At 36.7% G+C, this 16,754-nt stretch carries 12 protein-coding genes, 1 tRNA gene and 1 pseudogene; 8 read left to right on the top strand and 6 right to left on the bottom strand.

Annotated elements, in window-relative coordinates:
• Nucleotides 1–254 precede the first annotated feature (254 nt).
• A complete protein-coding gene (locus ASG38_RS14615; protein WP_056072657.1) occupies nt 255–1,025 on the top strand; it encodes a hypothetical protein in 771 nt (256 codons plus the stop codon).
• Nucleotides 1,026–1,275: 250 nt separating this feature from the next.
• On the opposite strand, the gene ASG38_RS14610 is transcribed toward ASG38_RS14615, so the two are convergent.
• Complete coding sequence (locus ASG38_RS14610) at nt 1,276–2,697, bottom strand: MFS transporter (protein ID WP_056073024.1); 1,422 nt, start codon at nt 2,695–2,697, stop codon at nt 1,276–1,278.
• 420 nt (nt 2,698–3,117) lie between these two features.
• On the opposite strand from ASG38_RS14610, the gene ASG38_RS14605 reads away from it, so the two are divergent.
• The 3 genes from ASG38_RS14605 to ASG38_RS14595 all read left to right on the top strand — a co-directional run bounded on the left by ASG38_RS14605 (nt 3,118) and on the right by ASG38_RS14595 (nt 6,057).
• Nucleotides 3,118–4,233 (top strand): hypothetical protein, encoded by a 1,116-nt coding sequence (locus ASG38_RS14605; RefSeq protein WP_157486184.1) that lies wholly within the window; start codon nt 3,118–3,120, stop codon nt 4,231–4,233.
• Nucleotides 4,220–5,020, top strand: coding sequence for a hypothetical protein (locus ASG38_RS14600; RefSeq protein WP_056072651.1), 801 nt, complete (start codon nt 4,220–4,222; stop codon nt 5,018–5,020). Before ASG38_RS14605 ends, ASG38_RS14600 begins: the two co-directional genes overlap by 14 nt.
• 545 nt (nt 5,021–5,565) lie before the next feature.
• Nucleotides 5,566–6,057 carry a hypothetical protein gene (locus tag ASG38_RS14595; RefSeq protein WP_056072648.1) on the top strand — a complete coding sequence of 164 codons (492 nt, stop codon included), beginning with the start codon at nt 5,566–5,568 and terminating at the stop codon, nt 6,055–6,057.
• A gap of 122 nt (nt 6,058–6,179) precedes the next feature.
• Here the strand turns inward: ASG38_RS14595 and ASG38_RS14590 are convergent, their stop codons facing one another.
• From ASG38_RS14590 to ASG38_RS14575, 4 genes are all read right to left on the bottom strand, one after another.
• Complete coding sequence (locus ASG38_RS14590) at nt 6,180–7,529, bottom strand: TolC family protein (protein ID WP_056072645.1); 1,350 nt, start codon at nt 7,527–7,529, stop codon at nt 6,180–6,182.
• 121 nt (nt 7,530–7,650) lie between these two features.
• Nucleotides 7,651–10,749 (bottom strand): efflux RND transporter permease subunit, encoded by a 3,099-nt coding sequence (locus tag ASG38_RS14585; RefSeq protein WP_056072642.1) that lies wholly within the window; start codon nt 10,747–10,749, stop codon nt 7,651–7,653.
• A 21-nt stretch (nt 10,750–10,770) separates the two neighbouring features.
• Nucleotides 10,771–11,823, bottom strand: a complete 1,053-nt coding sequence (locus ASG38_RS14580; protein ID WP_056072641.1) for an efflux RND transporter periplasmic adaptor subunit — start codon at nt 11,821–11,823, stop codon at nt 10,771–10,773.
• A gap of 177 nt (nt 11,824–12,000) precedes the next feature.
• Complete coding sequence (locus ASG38_RS14575) at nt 12,001–12,576, bottom strand: AraC family transcriptional regulator (protein ID WP_056072638.1); 576 nt, start codon at nt 12,574–12,576, stop codon at nt 12,001–12,003.
• Nucleotides 12,577–12,832: 256 nt separating this feature from the next.
• On the opposite strand from ASG38_RS14575, the gene ASG38_RS14570 reads away from it, so the two are divergent.
• The 4 genes and pseudogenes from ASG38_RS14570 (at nt 12,833) to ASG38_RS14555 (ending at nt 16,392) form a co-directional block, all read left to right on the top strand.
• Entirely contained in the window at nt 12,833–13,888 is a 1,056-nt protein-coding gene (locus tag ASG38_RS14570) for a hypothetical protein (protein WP_056072634.1), read from the top strand.
• Between the two features lie 245 nt (nt 13,889–14,133).
• A complete protein-coding gene (locus ASG38_RS14565) occupies nt 14,134–14,592 on the top strand; it encodes a hypothetical protein (protein ID WP_056072631.1) in 459 nt (152 codons plus the stop codon).
• A gap of 176 nt (nt 14,593–14,768) precedes the next feature.
• Entirely contained in the window at nt 14,769–15,374 is a 606-nt protein-coding gene (locus tag ASG38_RS14560) for a CDP-alcohol phosphatidyltransferase family protein (protein WP_056072630.1), read from the top strand.
• A gap of 84 nt (nt 15,375–15,458) precedes the next feature.
• Nucleotides 15,459–16,392, top strand: a pseudogene (locus tag ASG38_RS14555) (Dyp-type peroxidase).
• A 242-nt stretch (nt 16,393–16,634) separates the two neighbouring features.
• Here ASG38_RS14555 and ASG38_RS14550 read toward each other — a convergent pair.
• Nucleotides 16,635–16,716, bottom strand: a tRNA-Leu gene (locus ASG38_RS14550).
• Nucleotides 16,717–16,754 lie beyond the last annotated feature (38 nt).

Raw genomic sequence — 16,754 nt, 5'->3', positions numbered from 1 at the left:
GTAGAGAATTTTGTATGGGCTTTTTACAAAAATAGAAAAATAGTTTTAATAGTTTGTCAGTCAGTGTACTACACAAAAGGGTGGAATTTATTTTTGAAAGCAAATTCCGCCTTTTTGTGTAGTGGTTTTTAATTCTTTTAAAGCTAATTTAGATTAATCAATCTTTTGCAAAAGAAATTATCAAAAAACGAACTTTATCAGGAGAAACTTGAAAATCCTTAAAAGAGTAGAGAACAATTTTAAATTTTAAAGCCATGAAAAAAGTATTGTTTTTATTTTTAGTTAGCAGTCTTACATTCTTATCGTGTGACAGTTCTGATTCTAGTATTGAAGAAAAGGCAATTTCTAATGAAAAAGAAGATTCTAAATTAGAAAGAAGAGTATTGCCGACAATGACCGCAGGACAACTGCATAATGCTTATTTAGATGAGATGTATGTTTATTTGAGAGAAAGAGGAAATATTAATGCCTCAAATATTCATGTTTATTCAAGAGAATTCTTTTCCACACTGGAAAATTCCAATATGGCATTGGAAAATTATATGTATACGGTAAATAATCCGAATGTGAGATATAATTTTTCGAATCGATTTAATTCTGAAATAGAAAATCTAAATCGAAGACTTGATAATTCTAATTTCAGAAACTTAGATGAATTTAAAAATTTCGTTTCATCCTATAGGCCTCTATATATAAGAGAAAGAAATGATTTAATAGCATGGGGATATTATACAGACGTATTTTCACATTCAATTATTTATTGGGCTACAAATCTGGAGCAATGGAATGGATTGATTAATCGACGTAATACTATGGCAGTTTTGGGTGAGAGTAAATGTAAAGAAGGTGGATGGTGGAAACGTACATGGTGTAATGTTAAACGTTATGGTTCAGTAGATGCAGAAGGATCAGCATCAGCGGCTATAATTTTAATATTAAGCCCCAATCCGGTTACAATTGGAGGAGTTGCAGGAGCAGGTTTAGGAGCATCAGCCGGGGCAGTAATAAAAGATTTGATTTTTTAATATTTTAAAAAATATATTTTGTTTCCATTCTTTATTTTCCTGATTATTTTCTTTTTGTTAGTATTCCTGATAAAGAAAATAAATTCTAAAAAGTAAATCTTTTCTTGCTATCAATTTATCAAATTGATGTAAATCATTACTGGCATCACTTATTTTATTTAAGTGAAAAACTATAACTACAAAACCCGCCTACAAGGCGGGTTTTGCAACTTAAGATGGTGAGGGTGATTGAAATATAGAACAGTACAGGTTACTGTTTTGGCGTACGTATATATGCCATAGCAATAAGAGCAGCGACAATACAAACCACTCCCGCAGAGAAAAACGCCGTTTGAAAACCGGAATTGAGAGCTGTGGTTTCTATTTCTCCGGCCATTTTAAGAGTATTCGTTTTAGCAGCAGAAATGGTTACTATGATTGCCAATCCCAGAGCCGAACCTACCTGATAGCTAGTATTGACTAACCCTGATGCCAATCCTGTTTCTTCTGGTTTTGCACCAGACATGGAGGCTATTGTTCCGGGAATATAGGTAAGTGACATGCCTATCGCACCAAGTAATGATGCAGGCAATACATGAGTTACAAAGTTTCCGTTTGTTGGGGCTATGCTAAATAAAAACAGTGATGCGGCAAGCACCAGCAATCCTACAATCATATTGGATTTAAAACCAAACTTCGCGACCAGTTTTCCTGTAACACCAACCATCAGGAACATAATAGCCAATGTCATCGGCAAAAGTGCAAGTCCGCTGTTGAATGCTGAATAATGTAAGGTTTGCTGCAAATACAGATTAAGAAAAAACCATAACGGTATCCATGCTGCTGCCAGTAATCCCATCACGATGTTACCTGCCGAAAGATTGGGAACTTTGAAAATTGACATCGACACCAAAGGTTCGCTTTTATGTTTTTGAGTTAAATAAAAGGCAAATAGCAATGCCAATGACACGATTAAAAGACCGATAGTCTGAACCGAGTCCCAACCTGCGGTTTCTGACGCTACTATAGCATATACCATTAGTATAAGAGCGGCTGTAGCCAGAATTGCACCTGCCATATCCACTTTTCCCTTTCGGGTATCGCCGGTAAATAGCAGACTCCGGCTGCGAAGCAGCACAATAATGCCTATTGGAATATTAATAAGGAATATCCAATGCCATGAAAGCCATTCAGTGATGGCACCACCCAGGAAAACTCCGGCAGAACCGCCTGCTGCGGCAGATGCTCCCCAAAATCCCAGTGCCTTGTTCAGTTCTTTTGGGTCTGTAAACTTGGAGATAACTAAGGTTAATGCTGCCGGTGCAATGAATGCAGAACCTAATCCCTGAAGGGCTCTTCCGGTATTGAGTGCGTATTCAGACCAGGCCATACCTGCCAGCAATGAAGCTGCGGTCAATATGACAAAGCCCCACATAAATATTTTACGAGCACCAAACAAATCCGATAGGCGTCCGCCGAGTAATAAAAAACCACCAAACAGAATAACATAGGCGTTAAAAATCCACTGCAGGCCGGTTTGCGAGTAGCCCAAATCTTCTTTTATTGCCGGTAATGCTACTCCAATAATTGAGGTGTCCATGATTACTAAGAACTCGGCGGTGCATAATAAGAAAAGAGCCGCCCATCGTTTGCTATAAGGTATTGACTGTGCTGTTGCAGTACTGGTTTCCATATTTATTTTAGTTAGTGTTTTAATTTGTCTGTTAATTGTTAGTTGCCTGAAATAATTTGTAGGCTGAAAACAATTGATTGTATAGGCAAATGTATAAGTGCTTGTCATTAAGGTTTATGCATAATTACGGGTATGTATTGTAAAATTTATTTGAAATTCAAAAACATAAGTAGAGTGGTTGCTGTAAGAGCATTAAGAATTAAAAATGGATTTTGAAGATATGTCTGTTGCTACACAAAAGGATAGAATTTAGATTTAAGCTTAAATTCTATCCTTTTGTGTAGCAGTTATTTGTTTCTTAAAAAATAATTTTGAAAAAATCAAAAGAAGAGGATTAAAGAAGAGTATTTCTGTGTTATGATGATTAAAATTATCTCATCTGTAATAAGAGCTCCTTAGAAAAAATAAATTTTAAAAGCCATGAAGAAACAGTTACTGCTATTAGTAGGCATTACGATTTTATCTTGTGATAGTCCGGATTCATTTCAAAAACAAAATGTAGAGAATAATAATTCCTTTGTACGAAGAGAAAGACGAAGTTCAATGTTTAGTTATATTGAATCAATTAAAATAGATAAAGGCAGTGATTGCGGTAGTGATATTTTAATTTTTCCATCTTGGGAAAAACTTTGGGAAACAGCAGATAAGTTGGATGAAATGATTGATAAGGAGTGTGACCTATTTGATGCCACAATTCCTGATAACATAACCGATGAAAAGTACGATGATTTAGCAGATATTGCAGGATTTGATGAAGATAATGTTTTGGTAAGATTTGAGGATGATTTGGCCTTCTGTTCTCTTCGCAAAAAAGTAGAAGTATTAGAAAATAAATGGATTGAATCTCAAGGAGACGGCGACTGGAACATTAATGAAGATCCTGACAATCATTTCATATATGATGAAACGGAAAGAGCTTTATTTAGTGTTAATAACGAAGTTATCATTGGAGAAAAAAAGACAGGATATATTTATTATAAACTAATAGACAATTTTAACTGGATTGAGGTTCATGATTGGGACATAAATGCCATAAAACAGGTCAGTAGAGGCTTAATACCTACCAATAATCCAAATGTAATAGTTGTGAAGAAGATAAAAACAAATGAAAATTTGCAAAGTTCAGCAGAATGTAAAACACACATAAAAAAAACACGATATTACCTGAACGGAACGAATAGAATAAAAATAAAATCAAAAGTCATTAATAATGATTCCTGGGGAGCAAAAAAAATATCGGCTCTAACTGTAGGTTATAAAAAGAAAAATGGCAAATGGAAAAGAGCCAGAACGCGGATTGCTGCCGGAGTAACAGGAAGCGATATAGCAAATAATAGTGTTTTGTATCAAAATTGTGGGATAGCTTTTGAAAAACACAAAGTTAAAGAAAAGAGGAGGAGAAGGGTGAAGGCTAAAATTAGAGGGCAGCGATTTGATGGAGCGAGCTTAATTATAGGGATAAAACCTCAAAAAGCATATAGCTATCATAAACAAGGTTCTATAAATTTAAGATTAGACTATTATGATATGTACTAGAATTATTAGCGTTTTGATTTTTATATTATGTATTCCTACTAAAATACATTCCCAAACTGCCGAAAAATTATTTGGAGAAAATTTATCTAAAATTAGTTTGGTGTTACAGCCTTCCTTACTGAAAGGATACGAAGTTGGTGCTGGCTATGAAGGGAACTCGCCCAGTATCTCATTTAATAAGGATTTCTCAGCTCAATTTGGTTTTTTCTATAACTTTTATCAAAAGAATAATTTTAACTTTAAAGCAGGAGTTATAGTAAAAACATTTAAACCCACCTTCAATATTAAAATTTCAAACGAGGATTTAAATGCAGGATACGATTATTCTGAATATTTAAGTGGCTTTGAGATAGCAAACCAATTCATTTTTTCACAAACAGTAAAGACAGAATACTTTATACCCATAAACAATAATTTAAACTTTGCGGTTGGTTTAGGGATGAGTTTGGATATTAGAACAGGAGGAGGAGGGGGTGATGAATTATCAGCTGTTGTATTTGATTATAGTAAGCAAAAAGAACGGATTTTCTTTAATGTAAATTCAACAGAACAGCAAGTAACAGGTTCGTTGGATGTTTCGTTAGGAGTGAATTATAAAACTAACATTGGCTTGTTTCAGGTAGAGTTTTTTAATAATTCACAACTTTTATCCTATCCTAAAACAGGGGTTTATGAATTTTATTTAGATAACAATCAGACAAAAACGGGAGTTTATACAATCAAAGGAAATTACAATGGTCTTGCTTTGATTTTTACTCCAAGAAAAGGTTGGCTGAAAAGGAATTGAAAAAAATAATATTAGAAGAAGTGGTTTCATCTAAATAGTGAGAAAATGGCAATTACAATTCTTGTTACATTAGTTTTGTTTATGGCGTATTCATTTTACGATTTAAACAAGGAAAAAACATTTACGAAACGACAAAAAGTAAATTGGTCTTTTGTATTGGCGATATTGCCAGTCACTGGCTCTATGGTATATTTTATATGTAAAACATTTATTAGAAATAACCGCCACAATTTTGAGTCAAGGGATTGTAACTTGGTAAGATAGAATCGTAATTAAGCACTCTGTAGCGACATTGATTTTGGCGTCGTTTAATCATAGAGCTAAGTGTTTGATCTATATAAATTGTTGTTTAAATACTACACAAAAGGATAGAATTTAAACATATACTTAATTCCATCCTTTTGTGTAGCGGCTATAATTTCTTTTATAAGTAATTTTAAATTAATCTTTTGTAAATGAAGATTATTACATCAAAAAGCGAACTTTTATTGGGATAATTCGAAAATCCTTAAAAGAGTAAGAAATCAATCGTTATATTTTAAGCCATGAAAAAAATTGTTTACGGAATCTCAGCAATTTGTTTGATAACAGTAAGCTGTCAACAAGAGGATACCACATTGGAAAATATGCAGTATAAAAAAATTCCTATAGATTCATTCTTTGAGAAAGTTATAGCAGAAAATGTAACAACACAAAAAGAGGATAATGCTTTTTATATTGATTACTTATGGGACAAAGAAAATAAAACTATTGAGATTATTAAAGTAGTAGAAAAAGAACTTGATTTTTTTCCAATATCTGAAAGATTGTTAAGTAAAGAAAATCCAACAAACCCGGATTTAATAGCACCTGGGAAAAAATATAAGATAACCTGTACTAAGGGAGGCAAAGACATTTGGACTAAAGAATGTGATGGTAAGTTTTCATGTGGTTCCCTGATTTATGACTGTCTTGAAGATGACGGCTGTAGTACTATCTGTAAAAACAGCATGATATATATGCCGGAAAATAATGAGTTTATTTTGATTGAATTATAACCTTCAGTCATTATAATCTTAATGCGATAAAGATTTTCAATAATCTGGTTTGCTCTTTTTTAGGAGACCCCGAAAGATTTTAATTTTTCGGGGTTAATCATTTTTAATAATGAAAACATTTGCTACAACTCCAACACACCCAAAGCATATTGTAATTCTGTATGTAGTCTACGCAGATTGTATATGGCTTGCAGGTAATTGATTTTAGCCTGAGTGAGTGCCAGTTCGGCATCAGTCAGTTCCAGTCGGGAGCCTAACCCGTTTTTGAAACGGTCTTCGGTCATCTGGTGATTTAGTTCCGCAGATTGTACGGTTGTTATCTGGATTTCCAATTGAGAAGTGGCTTCTTTCCATTTACTGATGATACTTGCCAGGGTTGTTTTTACTTCGTCCTTCAGGTCCTTCAGCCGTATTTGTTCCTGTTGTGCTGCAATTCTAGCCTGACCAATTCTTGATTTGTTTTGCCCGCCATTCAATATGGGTATACTAACCTGTAAACCCAGGAAAGAAGTCCTCGGCCAGACATAATCATTAAGTTTTAAATCGTCTGCCTGTGCCTGTATCTGATATTGCCCGATTAACGAAAGCTTGGGCAATAATGCTGCTTTGGCCGCTGATAATTTTTGCTGTTGCAGTTCGAGGGTCAATTCCTGTACATTAAGGTCATTACGGTTGGTTTCGGCAATTTCCAATGCTTTGCTAACGGTCAGAAATTCGGTTTGGTTTGCCTGAATGTCGGATTCCAGTTCATCGGTTAATTCCAACTCCTGTGCATCTTCCAGTCCAATCAGTCTTTTGAGTTCCATACCAGACACTTCAATGCTGTTTTTCAGATAGGAAACAGAAGATTTTAAGTTTTCTACGGCTATAAAACTCCGCAATGTGTCGGATTTCAGTCCCTTGCCCTGAGCTAATAAAGCACGGGAGTCTTTTAAGGCACGTACGTTTCGCTCATGACTTTGTTGTAAAAGAATGAGCTGGCGTTTCATCATCAGTATGTCGAGATAACGCGTTGACACCCATAATGCCACCTGGCTTTTTAGGTCTTCTGTTTTTTCGATTTGAATTTTTTCATTGATTTTGGATGCTTTTGTCAGCCTGTATGAAGCAATATCCAGAACAGGTTGGTACAGTGATACGAATCCGTTGAACGCATTTCTCCCACCTACGGCTACTTCCTGTACAGCTTTATTAGTTCCGGCAAACGACCCCGGAAGAAAGATATTTTGTCGGTCAAAGTAACGCGAATAGGCCACCCCAGCAGAAATATCGGGCAACAGTCTGCCTCTGCTTTCCCGTGTCTGTTCTATGGCATGTTTTTCTTCCAGTACCTGCACTTGTAGTGTTTTGTTTCCTTGTTTTGCCATACTCAGTGCTTCCTGTAGCGAAAGCTCTTTTTTCTGGGCGAATAATGGACTGCTTCCTATGAAAAGCAGTAGCGTAATTATGAGTATATGTGATGCTTTTTTCATCGTAAAATATTTATAATCATATAAGGTTAGCCGAAATTTTGTTTCTAATTTCATTTTTATCACCCGTGCAGTTGGATGGGGACAACTGCGGGGCGATAAATGAGCTTTTTTATATCTGTCATTATTCATGGTTCGTTGCTATTTCGCTCTCATCCATTTCCATAACTTCCTTTCTACGTTTGTTACTGGACAGATAGGAGTATACTGCAGGAATGATGAACAGTGTAAGTATACCTGAAAATACAAGGCCACCTGCAATAACAATACCCAGTGATTGACGACTGTTAGCAGTTAATGCGATAGGCAATGCACCAAATATCATAGCGAGAGAGGTCATCAGAATAGGACGGAATCGCTGTTCTGCCGCTTGTATAGCTGCTTCATATTTGGAGAGTCCGGTGTCTTTCAGGTGGTTGGCAAACTCCACAATCAGAATTCCGTTTTTTGTAATGAGTCCTACGAGAGTGATGATGCCAATCTGACTGAATACATTAAGGCTTTGACCAAACCAATGGAGGCTGAGGATGGCTCCTGTAACCGCCATTGGAACGGTAAGCATAATAGTCAGCGGGTCGCGCAGACTTTCAAATTGTGCGGCCAGAATCATGTAAATAATCACCAGAGCGAGGATAAGAGTAAAGAGGATATTGCCCTGACTTTCTCTATAATCACGAGACTGGCCGGCTAATGACGTTTTGAAGTTATCACCCAGTACTTCGGTTTTTATCCGTTCTATTTCTTCTATGCCTTCGGCAAGACTCACACCCGGAGCTGGAGCTGCAGATATGGTGGCTGAGGTATACTGGTCATAACGGTATATGGCTGCCGGACTTACGGCTTCTTCTGTAGCAATGAGGTTGTTTAGCGGAATCAATTGTCCTGTTGTGGAACGTACATATATGGAATTAAGGTCTGTGATGTCGTTTCGATATTCACGTTCCATTTGTCCAATGACTTCATACTGTCTGTCATTACGCAGGAAATATCCATAACGTTGTCCTGAAAGTGCTAATTGTAATGTCCTGGCTACTTCTTCCATAGAAACGCCCATTAAGGCTGCTTTTTGCCTGTCGATGTTTATTTTTATTTCGGGTTTGTTGATTTTGAGGTCGGCATCGGCAAACATTAATTTTTTACTCTGGCGAACGGCATTCAGGAATTTAGGAAGCGCAGCGGTAAGGGTATCCAGATTTTGGCTTTGCAATACAAACTGTACCGGCATACCTCCACCATAGCGCGTACCAATGGTTGGCGGCAGGTAAGGAAACAGGAGGAATCCTCTGAAATTGGCAGATGCAGCACCATATTGGTTATACAAATCCTGTATACTGGCTTTTCTTTCTTTAGGGTCTTTTAGATAAATACTCTGTACGGCAACATTGACGGGAGCCGGGGCGGGAATAAAGGAAATAGCCACCATGGAGTAAGTCTGATACAGTCCGTCGGTGGAATCATTAACATATTTACCGACTTCCATCATGTGTTTTTTCATATAATCGAAAGAGACGCCTTCCGGGGCCACGGCAATAAGGCTCATATTGGAACGGTCTTCTACCGGTGCCAGCTCTGAAGGCAGTTTTTGGCCAACAAAGTAAATGAGTCCGGAGGTTATGAGCAGAAATACCCATGCCATCCATCTGAAGCGCATAAAGGTTGTTAGCAGACGGGCATACCCATTGTTCATACTAACAAAGAAAGGTTCGGTAACCCTATGAAACCAACCCGGTCCTTGTTTCTTTTTAAGGAAATAAGCGCTGAGCATAGGCGTAAGCGTAAGGGCAACGAATGCCGAAACCAATACAGAACCAGACACGACGATGGCAAATTCTTTAAATAGCTGTCCGCTAATACCACCCATAAATACAATAGGTAGAAATACGGCTGCCAGTGTTATGGTAGTTGAGATTACGGCAAAATAAATTTCTTTGGAACCTTTAAAGGCGGCCTGTATCGGAGGCATACCTTCTTCTATTTTTTTATAAATATTTTCGAGTACCACAATGGCATCATCTACAACTAATCCTATGGCAAGTACCAACCCCAGAAGAGTCAATACATTTATGGAAAAGCCTGCGATGTACATGATGAAAAAGGCCGATAATATGGATACCGGAATTGCGATTACCGGTATGATGGTAGAACGCCAGTCACGCAGGAACAGGAAGATAATAATAACCACAAGACCAAAGGCAATAAAAAGAGTTTCTTCTACTTCTTTTATAGACTCGCGGACAGATTGTGTAAAGTCAAATCCAACAATAAGTCGGTAGTCGGATGGAATGTCTTTACGCAATTGCTCAAGACGTTTGTAAAATTCGTCGACTACTTCAATGGCGTTGGCTCCGCGTTGTATTTGTATGGCTACACCAACACCAACACGGTTGAGGTTTCCGGTTTCGTTGATGATAGCGGTACGTTCATTCATTTCGCCCAGTTCTGCCGAGCCTACATCTTTGAGTCGGATAACGGTATTGCCTGTCTGTTTGATAAGCATTTCTTCAAAATCGTTTACGGTAGTCAGCCTTCCAAGTGTGCGTATACTTAGTTCGCTGCTGTTACCGTCTATACGTCCGGACGGAAGGTCAATGTTTTCCCGGAGTAGTGCCTGCCGAATGTCTTCCGGAGTCAGCTTATAGGCTGCCAGTTTTACCGGGTCAAAGCGCAATCGCATAGCATATTTGTGTTCGCCTACAATAGCTACGTTGTTAATACCGGGAATGGATTGTACACGGTCTTTGATGACGGTAGAAGCGATGTGGCTTACTTCTTTAATATCTTTAGTATCGCTCTCTACTTCAAGAAAGGCTACAAGATTGTCTGCAGAGGATGCTTTCTGTACAATAGGCGGGTCAACGTCTGCCGGAAGCTGTTTCCGGGCTTTGGATACTTTGTCTCTGACATCGTTCAGAGCATCTTCAATGTCTATTTCACGGTTAAATTCTATAGAAATAACACTTACCTGTTCTCTGGATTCGGACGATATGGTACGTATACCACTTGCCTCAGCAATGGACTCTTCCATTGGGCGGGTGAGTTTGGACGCTATTACATCAGGACTGGCGCCGGGATAGAAGGTAATAACGGATATTACAGGTGGTTCGGTGAGTGGGAATTCCCGAATTCCGAGCTGTTTCCATCCAACAATGCCCAAAATGACAATAAGAAGGGAAAACACACCGGCCAAAACCGGCTTTTTTATGCTTAAAGAGGATATGCTCATAATATTGCAAATTGAGATGGGTTATTTTTTCGTGACAGCTTGTACCGGAGTTCCGTCACCAATACGTAACATATTGGAAACAATAATACTGTCGCCTGATTTTATACCGGAAGTGATAATGGCTTCTGTTTCGGTTCTGTTGCTGATAGATACTGGTACCGGTTTGGCTATGCCGCCTTTTATAATAAAGGCATTATAGCCTTTTTCGCCGGGCATCAGTGCTTCGGTAGGTATCATGACGCCTGTTGCGCCTTTTTGTTCTGTGCTGAAGTAGACTTTGACAGACTGTCCGGCTCGGAGTTTACCATTGTTATTGCTTGTCGTGGCTTGTACCTGTAGGCTTCTGCCTTGGGCATCAAGCCCGGGTTCGGTAGCAGTAACGGTGGCATTATAATATTCTTCTGAAAGTCCTGTGCTGAATTTAATGGGAGTACCGGTTGTTAGTAATGGCAGGTATCTTTCGGGAAGCGTAAAGTTGATTTTTATATTGCTCTGGTCCTGAAGATTGACGAGTGGAGTACCAGGTGAGACATAGGCTCCCAGATGTACCTGAGAAATACCTATTTTGCCTGAGAAAGGTGCTCTGATGACCGTTTTCGCCAATTCTGTCTGCAAATAATCTTGCTGCGCTTCGAGCGAGGTAAAACGCATCAACGCCTCGTCATACTCTGATTGCTTCACGGTTTCGGTTTTTAGTAGGTTGGCCATCCTGTCTTTGTTTAATCGGGCCAGTTGCAGTTCAGCCTGTACCTGTCGGAGTTTGGATTTGATGTCGGCATCATTGAGTGTATAAAGTACAGCTCCCTGACTGACATAACTGCCGTCTTGAAAAGCCACTTTAGTTATTTTTTGTGCTGTTTCACTGACAATCGCCACTTCACGAAGAGGCATGATGGTGCCAACAAATATTTCTCTTTGGTCGAGTGCTTTTTCCTGCGCAACGATAATGTCTACAGGCAGTTTGTTGGCTACAGCCGGCGCCGCGGCTTCCTTAGGTTTGTTCTGGCATGCTGTAAGCAAAATGCTTACTAATGGAATCAGGATTCCTAATTTGTGTGTATGGTTTCTGTACATGGCCTTTTTTAAAATTATGTAACAAACAATTGATTTTATTGGCAAATTTAGAAGAGGAAATGAAGGTGGTTTTAGCACAATTACAGCTAAGAATTGCGAAATTTACATGGGAGTATTGTTGATGTAGTAATAGGATAACTCCTTGAAATAGAGTTGCTAATTTCGGAGGAAAGGAAACTAGTTTTTACTTGCCTGTTTCTGAATGATAATTTTATCTTGTCTGATTTGTTTGTAATAGGAAGAAGTAAAGCCGGTATATTTTTTTAGTTGGTTGGAAAGATGGGAGGGACTGCTATATCCAAGAGTGAAGGCGATATCAGATAACGATTGGTCTGTGTAAACCAATAATTCCTTAACCTTTTCAATTTTTTGAAGGATGATATGTTTTTCAAGCGTATTTCCTTCTATTGAAGAAAATATAGCGCTCAAGGTGTCGTAATTTTTATTCAGTTTATCGCTGATGTATGTTGAAAACTTTAGAGCAGTATTGGTTGTAAGTTGTATGTTGATTCCGTTTTCAACCAGTACTTTTATTTTTTCGACTATTATCTGATTTCTACTGTATAAAAGGTCAAAACCATTTTTTATCAGCATTGACCGAATAATGGTTAAGTCTGATGTTTGGATGCCGCTGGTTTTAAGAACTACACGCCCTAGTTGAATATCCGGCTCCATGAAACCAAGGTTGTTGAACTCCTGTTCCAGTACATAGACGCATCTATTACAAACCATTCCTTTGATTAATAGTAACATAGATAAACATTTTATTGTCAAAATTCAGAATTTGGAGTTGGTGTGTTGTTGTACTATTCCTTATTTGATTTGTGAAATTTTATGAAATTAATCTATTTGGAGTGATGTAAGTTGTTGATTATTATTGGTTTTTTTTTGGGTCAACGTCACGCTGTTTGGAAAGCCTGACGGTTCATCATAAAAAAACAACAGTTCAGCAATTAAAAATTGAGTGTTGATTTTCTCACAGATACTTTTGTATCAAAATAATCAAACCATGAAGAAATTTTTAAAAATCATCAAATTCACATTTATCGGTATTTTAAGCATCTGCTTACTTTTGTTGTCCTGCTTTTTTATAAGCAACAAATTATTTTTAGGTTCCAAAAATGAAGATAACATCAGTTATTTGGAAAAAAATAAAACTCAAATCACAGATTCAATTAATGATGAATTGTTTGACGACGATTTTTACAAATCACAGGTTTTTCTTTTAGGAGAAATTCACGGTTATGCCGATAATCAAAAACTAGACAAGGAGCTGCTGTTTTTCCTAAACAAAAAGGCAGGCGTTAAATATTATATTGCGGAAATGGATAGCTTGACGGCTAAGAAACTAAATAGCTTTTTAAAAGACAGCTCAAAAAATCAAGCAAAATTAAAAGAAGTTGTAGTGGACATAAAGCAAAGAATTCCACAACAATCCAGTCAGGAATTGTTTGACAAATGGAATGAAATCTACGATTACAATCAAAAGTTAGCCGATTCTTTAAAAATTACCGTAATCGGGATAGACAAGAATTTTGATGATGACTCAAAAGTATCGAGAGATGCTGCTATGGTAGTGAATTTCAAAAATTCAATCAGAAAAATGAAACTTGAGAATGAAAAATTTTACGGACTTTTTGGATATTTCCATGCACTACAAAGTAAAACCGAAAACGGAAAAGAAACATTTGCTTCCGGATTAAAAAAATCAGGTATTAAAACCGCCAGTTTTGTTAGTTATACGATTGACAGTGAAATGTATCTTCCTAAAAACCCTCAATTTCCATCACCTGAGGATGAAAAAATTGATTGGGTAAATGCTGATGGACCATTGCAGTTAGTGAAAGGGATAAAAGACCTCAAAGAATTGAGTAAACCTAATACAATTACACTTTTCAAAATTGATTCGCCAAATTCACCATACCTTACATCACAACAACTGATCAATGTGAAATCGAGAATTTTTGGAGAAAATATTGTTCCTGAAGAAGGTACTTTTACGACAGATTATTTTCAATATGTGTTTTTGCTGAGAAACTCCAGGGCATTGACAAAACTGAAGTAGAAAGCGATTGCTTTTGAATTGAAGAATAGAATTAAAGGGACAAATCAAAACTTTGATTTGTCCCTTTTTTAATGACCGGTACAGTTGAAGATCTTTATTTTCTATCATAACTTACCAGTTATTCCCATATGCAACCACTTACTACTTTGTGTTTTTTTATTATGCAAAAAGAAGCAAATTTTGAGATACATTCTCCGCCATAACAGAACGGTTGAAACTTAAAGATTTTAATTAAAAAAGAAATTATGAAAAAACTATTGCTATTACTGTTGCTCATTTCATCTTCAGTGTTTTCACAGGAAAAGTATCTGGAACTAAAAAACAATGAAACCGGAAAGGTGCGTAAGATAACAGAAAACAAAAAGGTTAAAATTATTACTAATGATAATAGTTATTATATTGGGAGAGTACAGATCGTGGATTCGGCTACCGTTAAAATAAAAGAAAATTATATAAAATTAGAGGACATTGATGTTATTAGTAGAAAATCAGTTGGAAAAACGATTGTAGGCAACAGTTTGGTTGTTTTAGGTTGGTTTGCCCTTACAGGATCTGCTGTCGCAATTATAGCGCTTGAACCAGTACTTGCTATTGTTGCATTTTCTACGGGATTGACAGTAGGTATTACTGGGAAGATACTGTTGTCAAATACAAATAAGAATTACCATAGAGAAAAATGGACATATAAAATTATTTATTTATAGCACTAACAAAACTAAAATAGAAAACTCAAATCAAACTATATTGGTTGCCGAAACGTTATTTATTCCTATTTTGCGCCTCTGCGTCTTTGCGGGAAAATAATTATTCTCATAGATACAAAGTCGCAAAGTTCATAAAGAGAAAATTATTAAAAGCTAAACCTTTTTTATACCAATTGATGAAGAATCAAATTCCCAAAATTTTAATATTCTCCAGATTAGTAATCGGATTTTTGATTGTTATAGTAAGCTATATAAATATTCAAAATTATAAGCCAATAGCTGTGTCTCTGCTAACAATCGGACTGTTGACAGATATATTTGACGGAATCATAGCAAGAAAATTAAATATTTCAACACAATTGTTAAGAAGGCTGGATTCCACTATTGACCAGATTTTTTTTATTTGTGTTGCGTTGGCAACCTATATCCAGTGTCCGGAGTTTTTTAAAAATAATATATTATTGGTTTCTATTCTTATTGGAACTGAAATTCTGACTTATGCAGTCAGTTTTTTAAAGTTTAAAAAAGAAATAGCAACCCATTCACTTGGGGCAAAATTTTGGACATTACTATTGTTTGGCACATTGATTCAGGTAATAGTGGAATGCCAATCGGTTTATCTGTTCCAAATGTGTTTTTGGGTTGGAATGATTACACGAATTGAAATTATAGGCATTATCCTAACGCTAAAAGAATGGACAAATGATGTTCCTTCATTATATCACGCGGTACAACTTAGAAAAGGGAGAGCAATAAAGCGAAGAAAATTGTTTAATGGTTAATAATAAAGTATCTTAGAACCTGCTTTCTTGTAAAATCCTGAAGGATCTGAATAAAGGACAAACGTGATAATAAATAAATTTACTATGCATAGTACTCCTCAAAATGTAACCGATTATCCTAATAACAATACTTATTTTTTGGTTTGGAATTTCAAGGAACAGATTCCGATAGAAAAGATAAAATCCTGCTTCCAAAGAATATGTGCTTTGGTAATAAACCTGAATAATTCTGCCCTTGACCGATTTCCGGATTCTAAAGCAAGCTGTGTTATGGGAATAGGCTATGAAGCATGGCTAAAACTCGATTTGCCAAAACCGCTGCCTAAAGAATTGAAGCCATTTGAGCCTGTTATGGGTGATAAGCATATTGCCGTGGCTACTAAAGGAGATTTACATTTTCATATCCGTTCGGATCAAAAAAAGTCTTGCCTATGATATGTCTTCGGTGATTTCGGACACTATGAAAGACATTGGAGACTGTGTTGTAGAAGTTCAGGGATTCCGTTATTGGGACAGCCGATCTATTTTGGGTTTCGTAGACGGAACGGAAAATCCTCATGGAACGGATAGGGATTATTTTTCAGTAATTAATGGGCAGGATTCAAATTATAAAGGAGGAAGTTATCTTTTCGTTCAGAAGTACATTCACAATCTTGACGCATGGAAATCACTTTCTGTAGAACAGCAGGAAAAAGTAATAGGCAGATCGAAAGAGCATGATATAGAAATGGATGATGATGTAAAACCTCAGAATTCACATATAGCCTTAGCTAATATTGGAGATGATTTCAAGGTTGTCCGCGATAATATGCCTTTTGGGAATGTAGCTACAAATGAAATGGGGACTTATTTTATATGCTATACAAGTACTTTCAGTACGGTAGAGAAAATGCTGACTAATATGTTTGTAGGTGATCCCCCGGGAAATTATGATCGTATTCTGGATTTCAGTACTGCCAAAACAGGAACATTGTTTTTTGTTCCTTCATTGGATATGCTTGCTGATTTTTCAGGATAGAATTACCAGGTTACAGACCATTTTGTTTCAATTTCAGATTTGTCATATACTCAATCCATAGAATATAACCACCGATTGTTGGTATTTATTCTAACAATCTATTCATTTGATTATCTATGCTGTAAATCAGAAAGAAAGTGAAGAGTAAAGATTTAAAATATATTGCTGTGAAAATATTGGGAAACTAACCATTAAAAAACCTGCAACGCTCTGATAAGTAAGCGAATACAGGTTTTTGAAAGTGACCACGATGGGATTCGAACCCATACGCCTTGCAGCACCACCCCCTCAAGATGGCGAGTCTACCAATTTCTCCACGTGGCCGTAAACAAAAAAAGTTACCCGCTTGGCGAATAACTTTT

Origin of the sequence: Flavobacterium sp. Leaf359, assembly GCF_001423985.1 — a bacterium.
GTDB classification, from domain to species: Bacteria; Bacteroidota; Bacteroidia; order Flavobacteriales; family Flavobacteriaceae; genus Flavobacterium; species Flavobacterium lindanitolerans.
This window is presented reverse-complemented; position numbering and strand designations above follow the sequence as displayed.

Coding starts and splice junctions, on each gene's coding strand:
- ASG38_RS14605 (WP_157486184.1), top strand. CDS start 3,118: ATGAAGAAACAGTTACTGCTATTAGTAGGCATTACGATTTTATCTTGT.
- ASG38_RS14575 (WP_056072638.1), bottom strand. CDS start 12,576: ATGTTACTATTAATCAAAGGAATGGTTTGTAATAGATGCGTCTATGTA.
- ASG38_RS14615 (WP_056072657.1), top strand. CDS start 255: ATGAAAAAAGTATTGTTTTTATTTTTAGTTAGCAGTCTTACATTCTTA.
- ASG38_RS14580 (WP_056072641.1), bottom strand. CDS start 11,823: ATGTACAGAAACCATACACACAAATTAGGAATCCTGATTCCATTAGTA.
- ASG38_RS14610 (WP_056073024.1), bottom strand. CDS start 2,697: ATGGAAACCAGTACTGCAACAGCACAGTCAATACCTTATAGCAAACGA.
- ASG38_RS14585 (WP_056072642.1), bottom strand. CDS start 10,749: ATGAGCATATCCTCTTTAAGCATAAAAAAGCCGGTTTTGGCCGGTGTG.
- ASG38_RS14600 (WP_056072651.1), top strand. CDS start 4,220: ATGATATGTACTAGAATTATTAGCGTTTTGATTTTTATATTATGTATT.
- ASG38_RS14595 (WP_056072648.1), top strand. CDS start 5,566: ATGAAAAAAATTGTTTACGGAATCTCAGCAATTTGTTTGATAACAGTA.
- ASG38_RS14560 (WP_056072630.1), top strand. CDS start 14,769: ATGAAGAATCAAATTCCCAAAATTTTAATATTCTCCAGATTAGTAATC.
- ASG38_RS14570 (WP_056072634.1), top strand. CDS start 12,833: ATGAAGAAATTTTTAAAAATCATCAAATTCACATTTATCGGTATTTTA.
- ASG38_RS14590 (WP_056072645.1), bottom strand. CDS start 7,529: ATGAAAAAAGCATCACATATACTCATAATTACGCTACTGCTTTTCATA.
- ASG38_RS14565 (WP_056072631.1), top strand. CDS start 14,134: ATGAAAAAACTATTGCTATTACTGTTGCTCATTTCATCTTCAGTGTTT.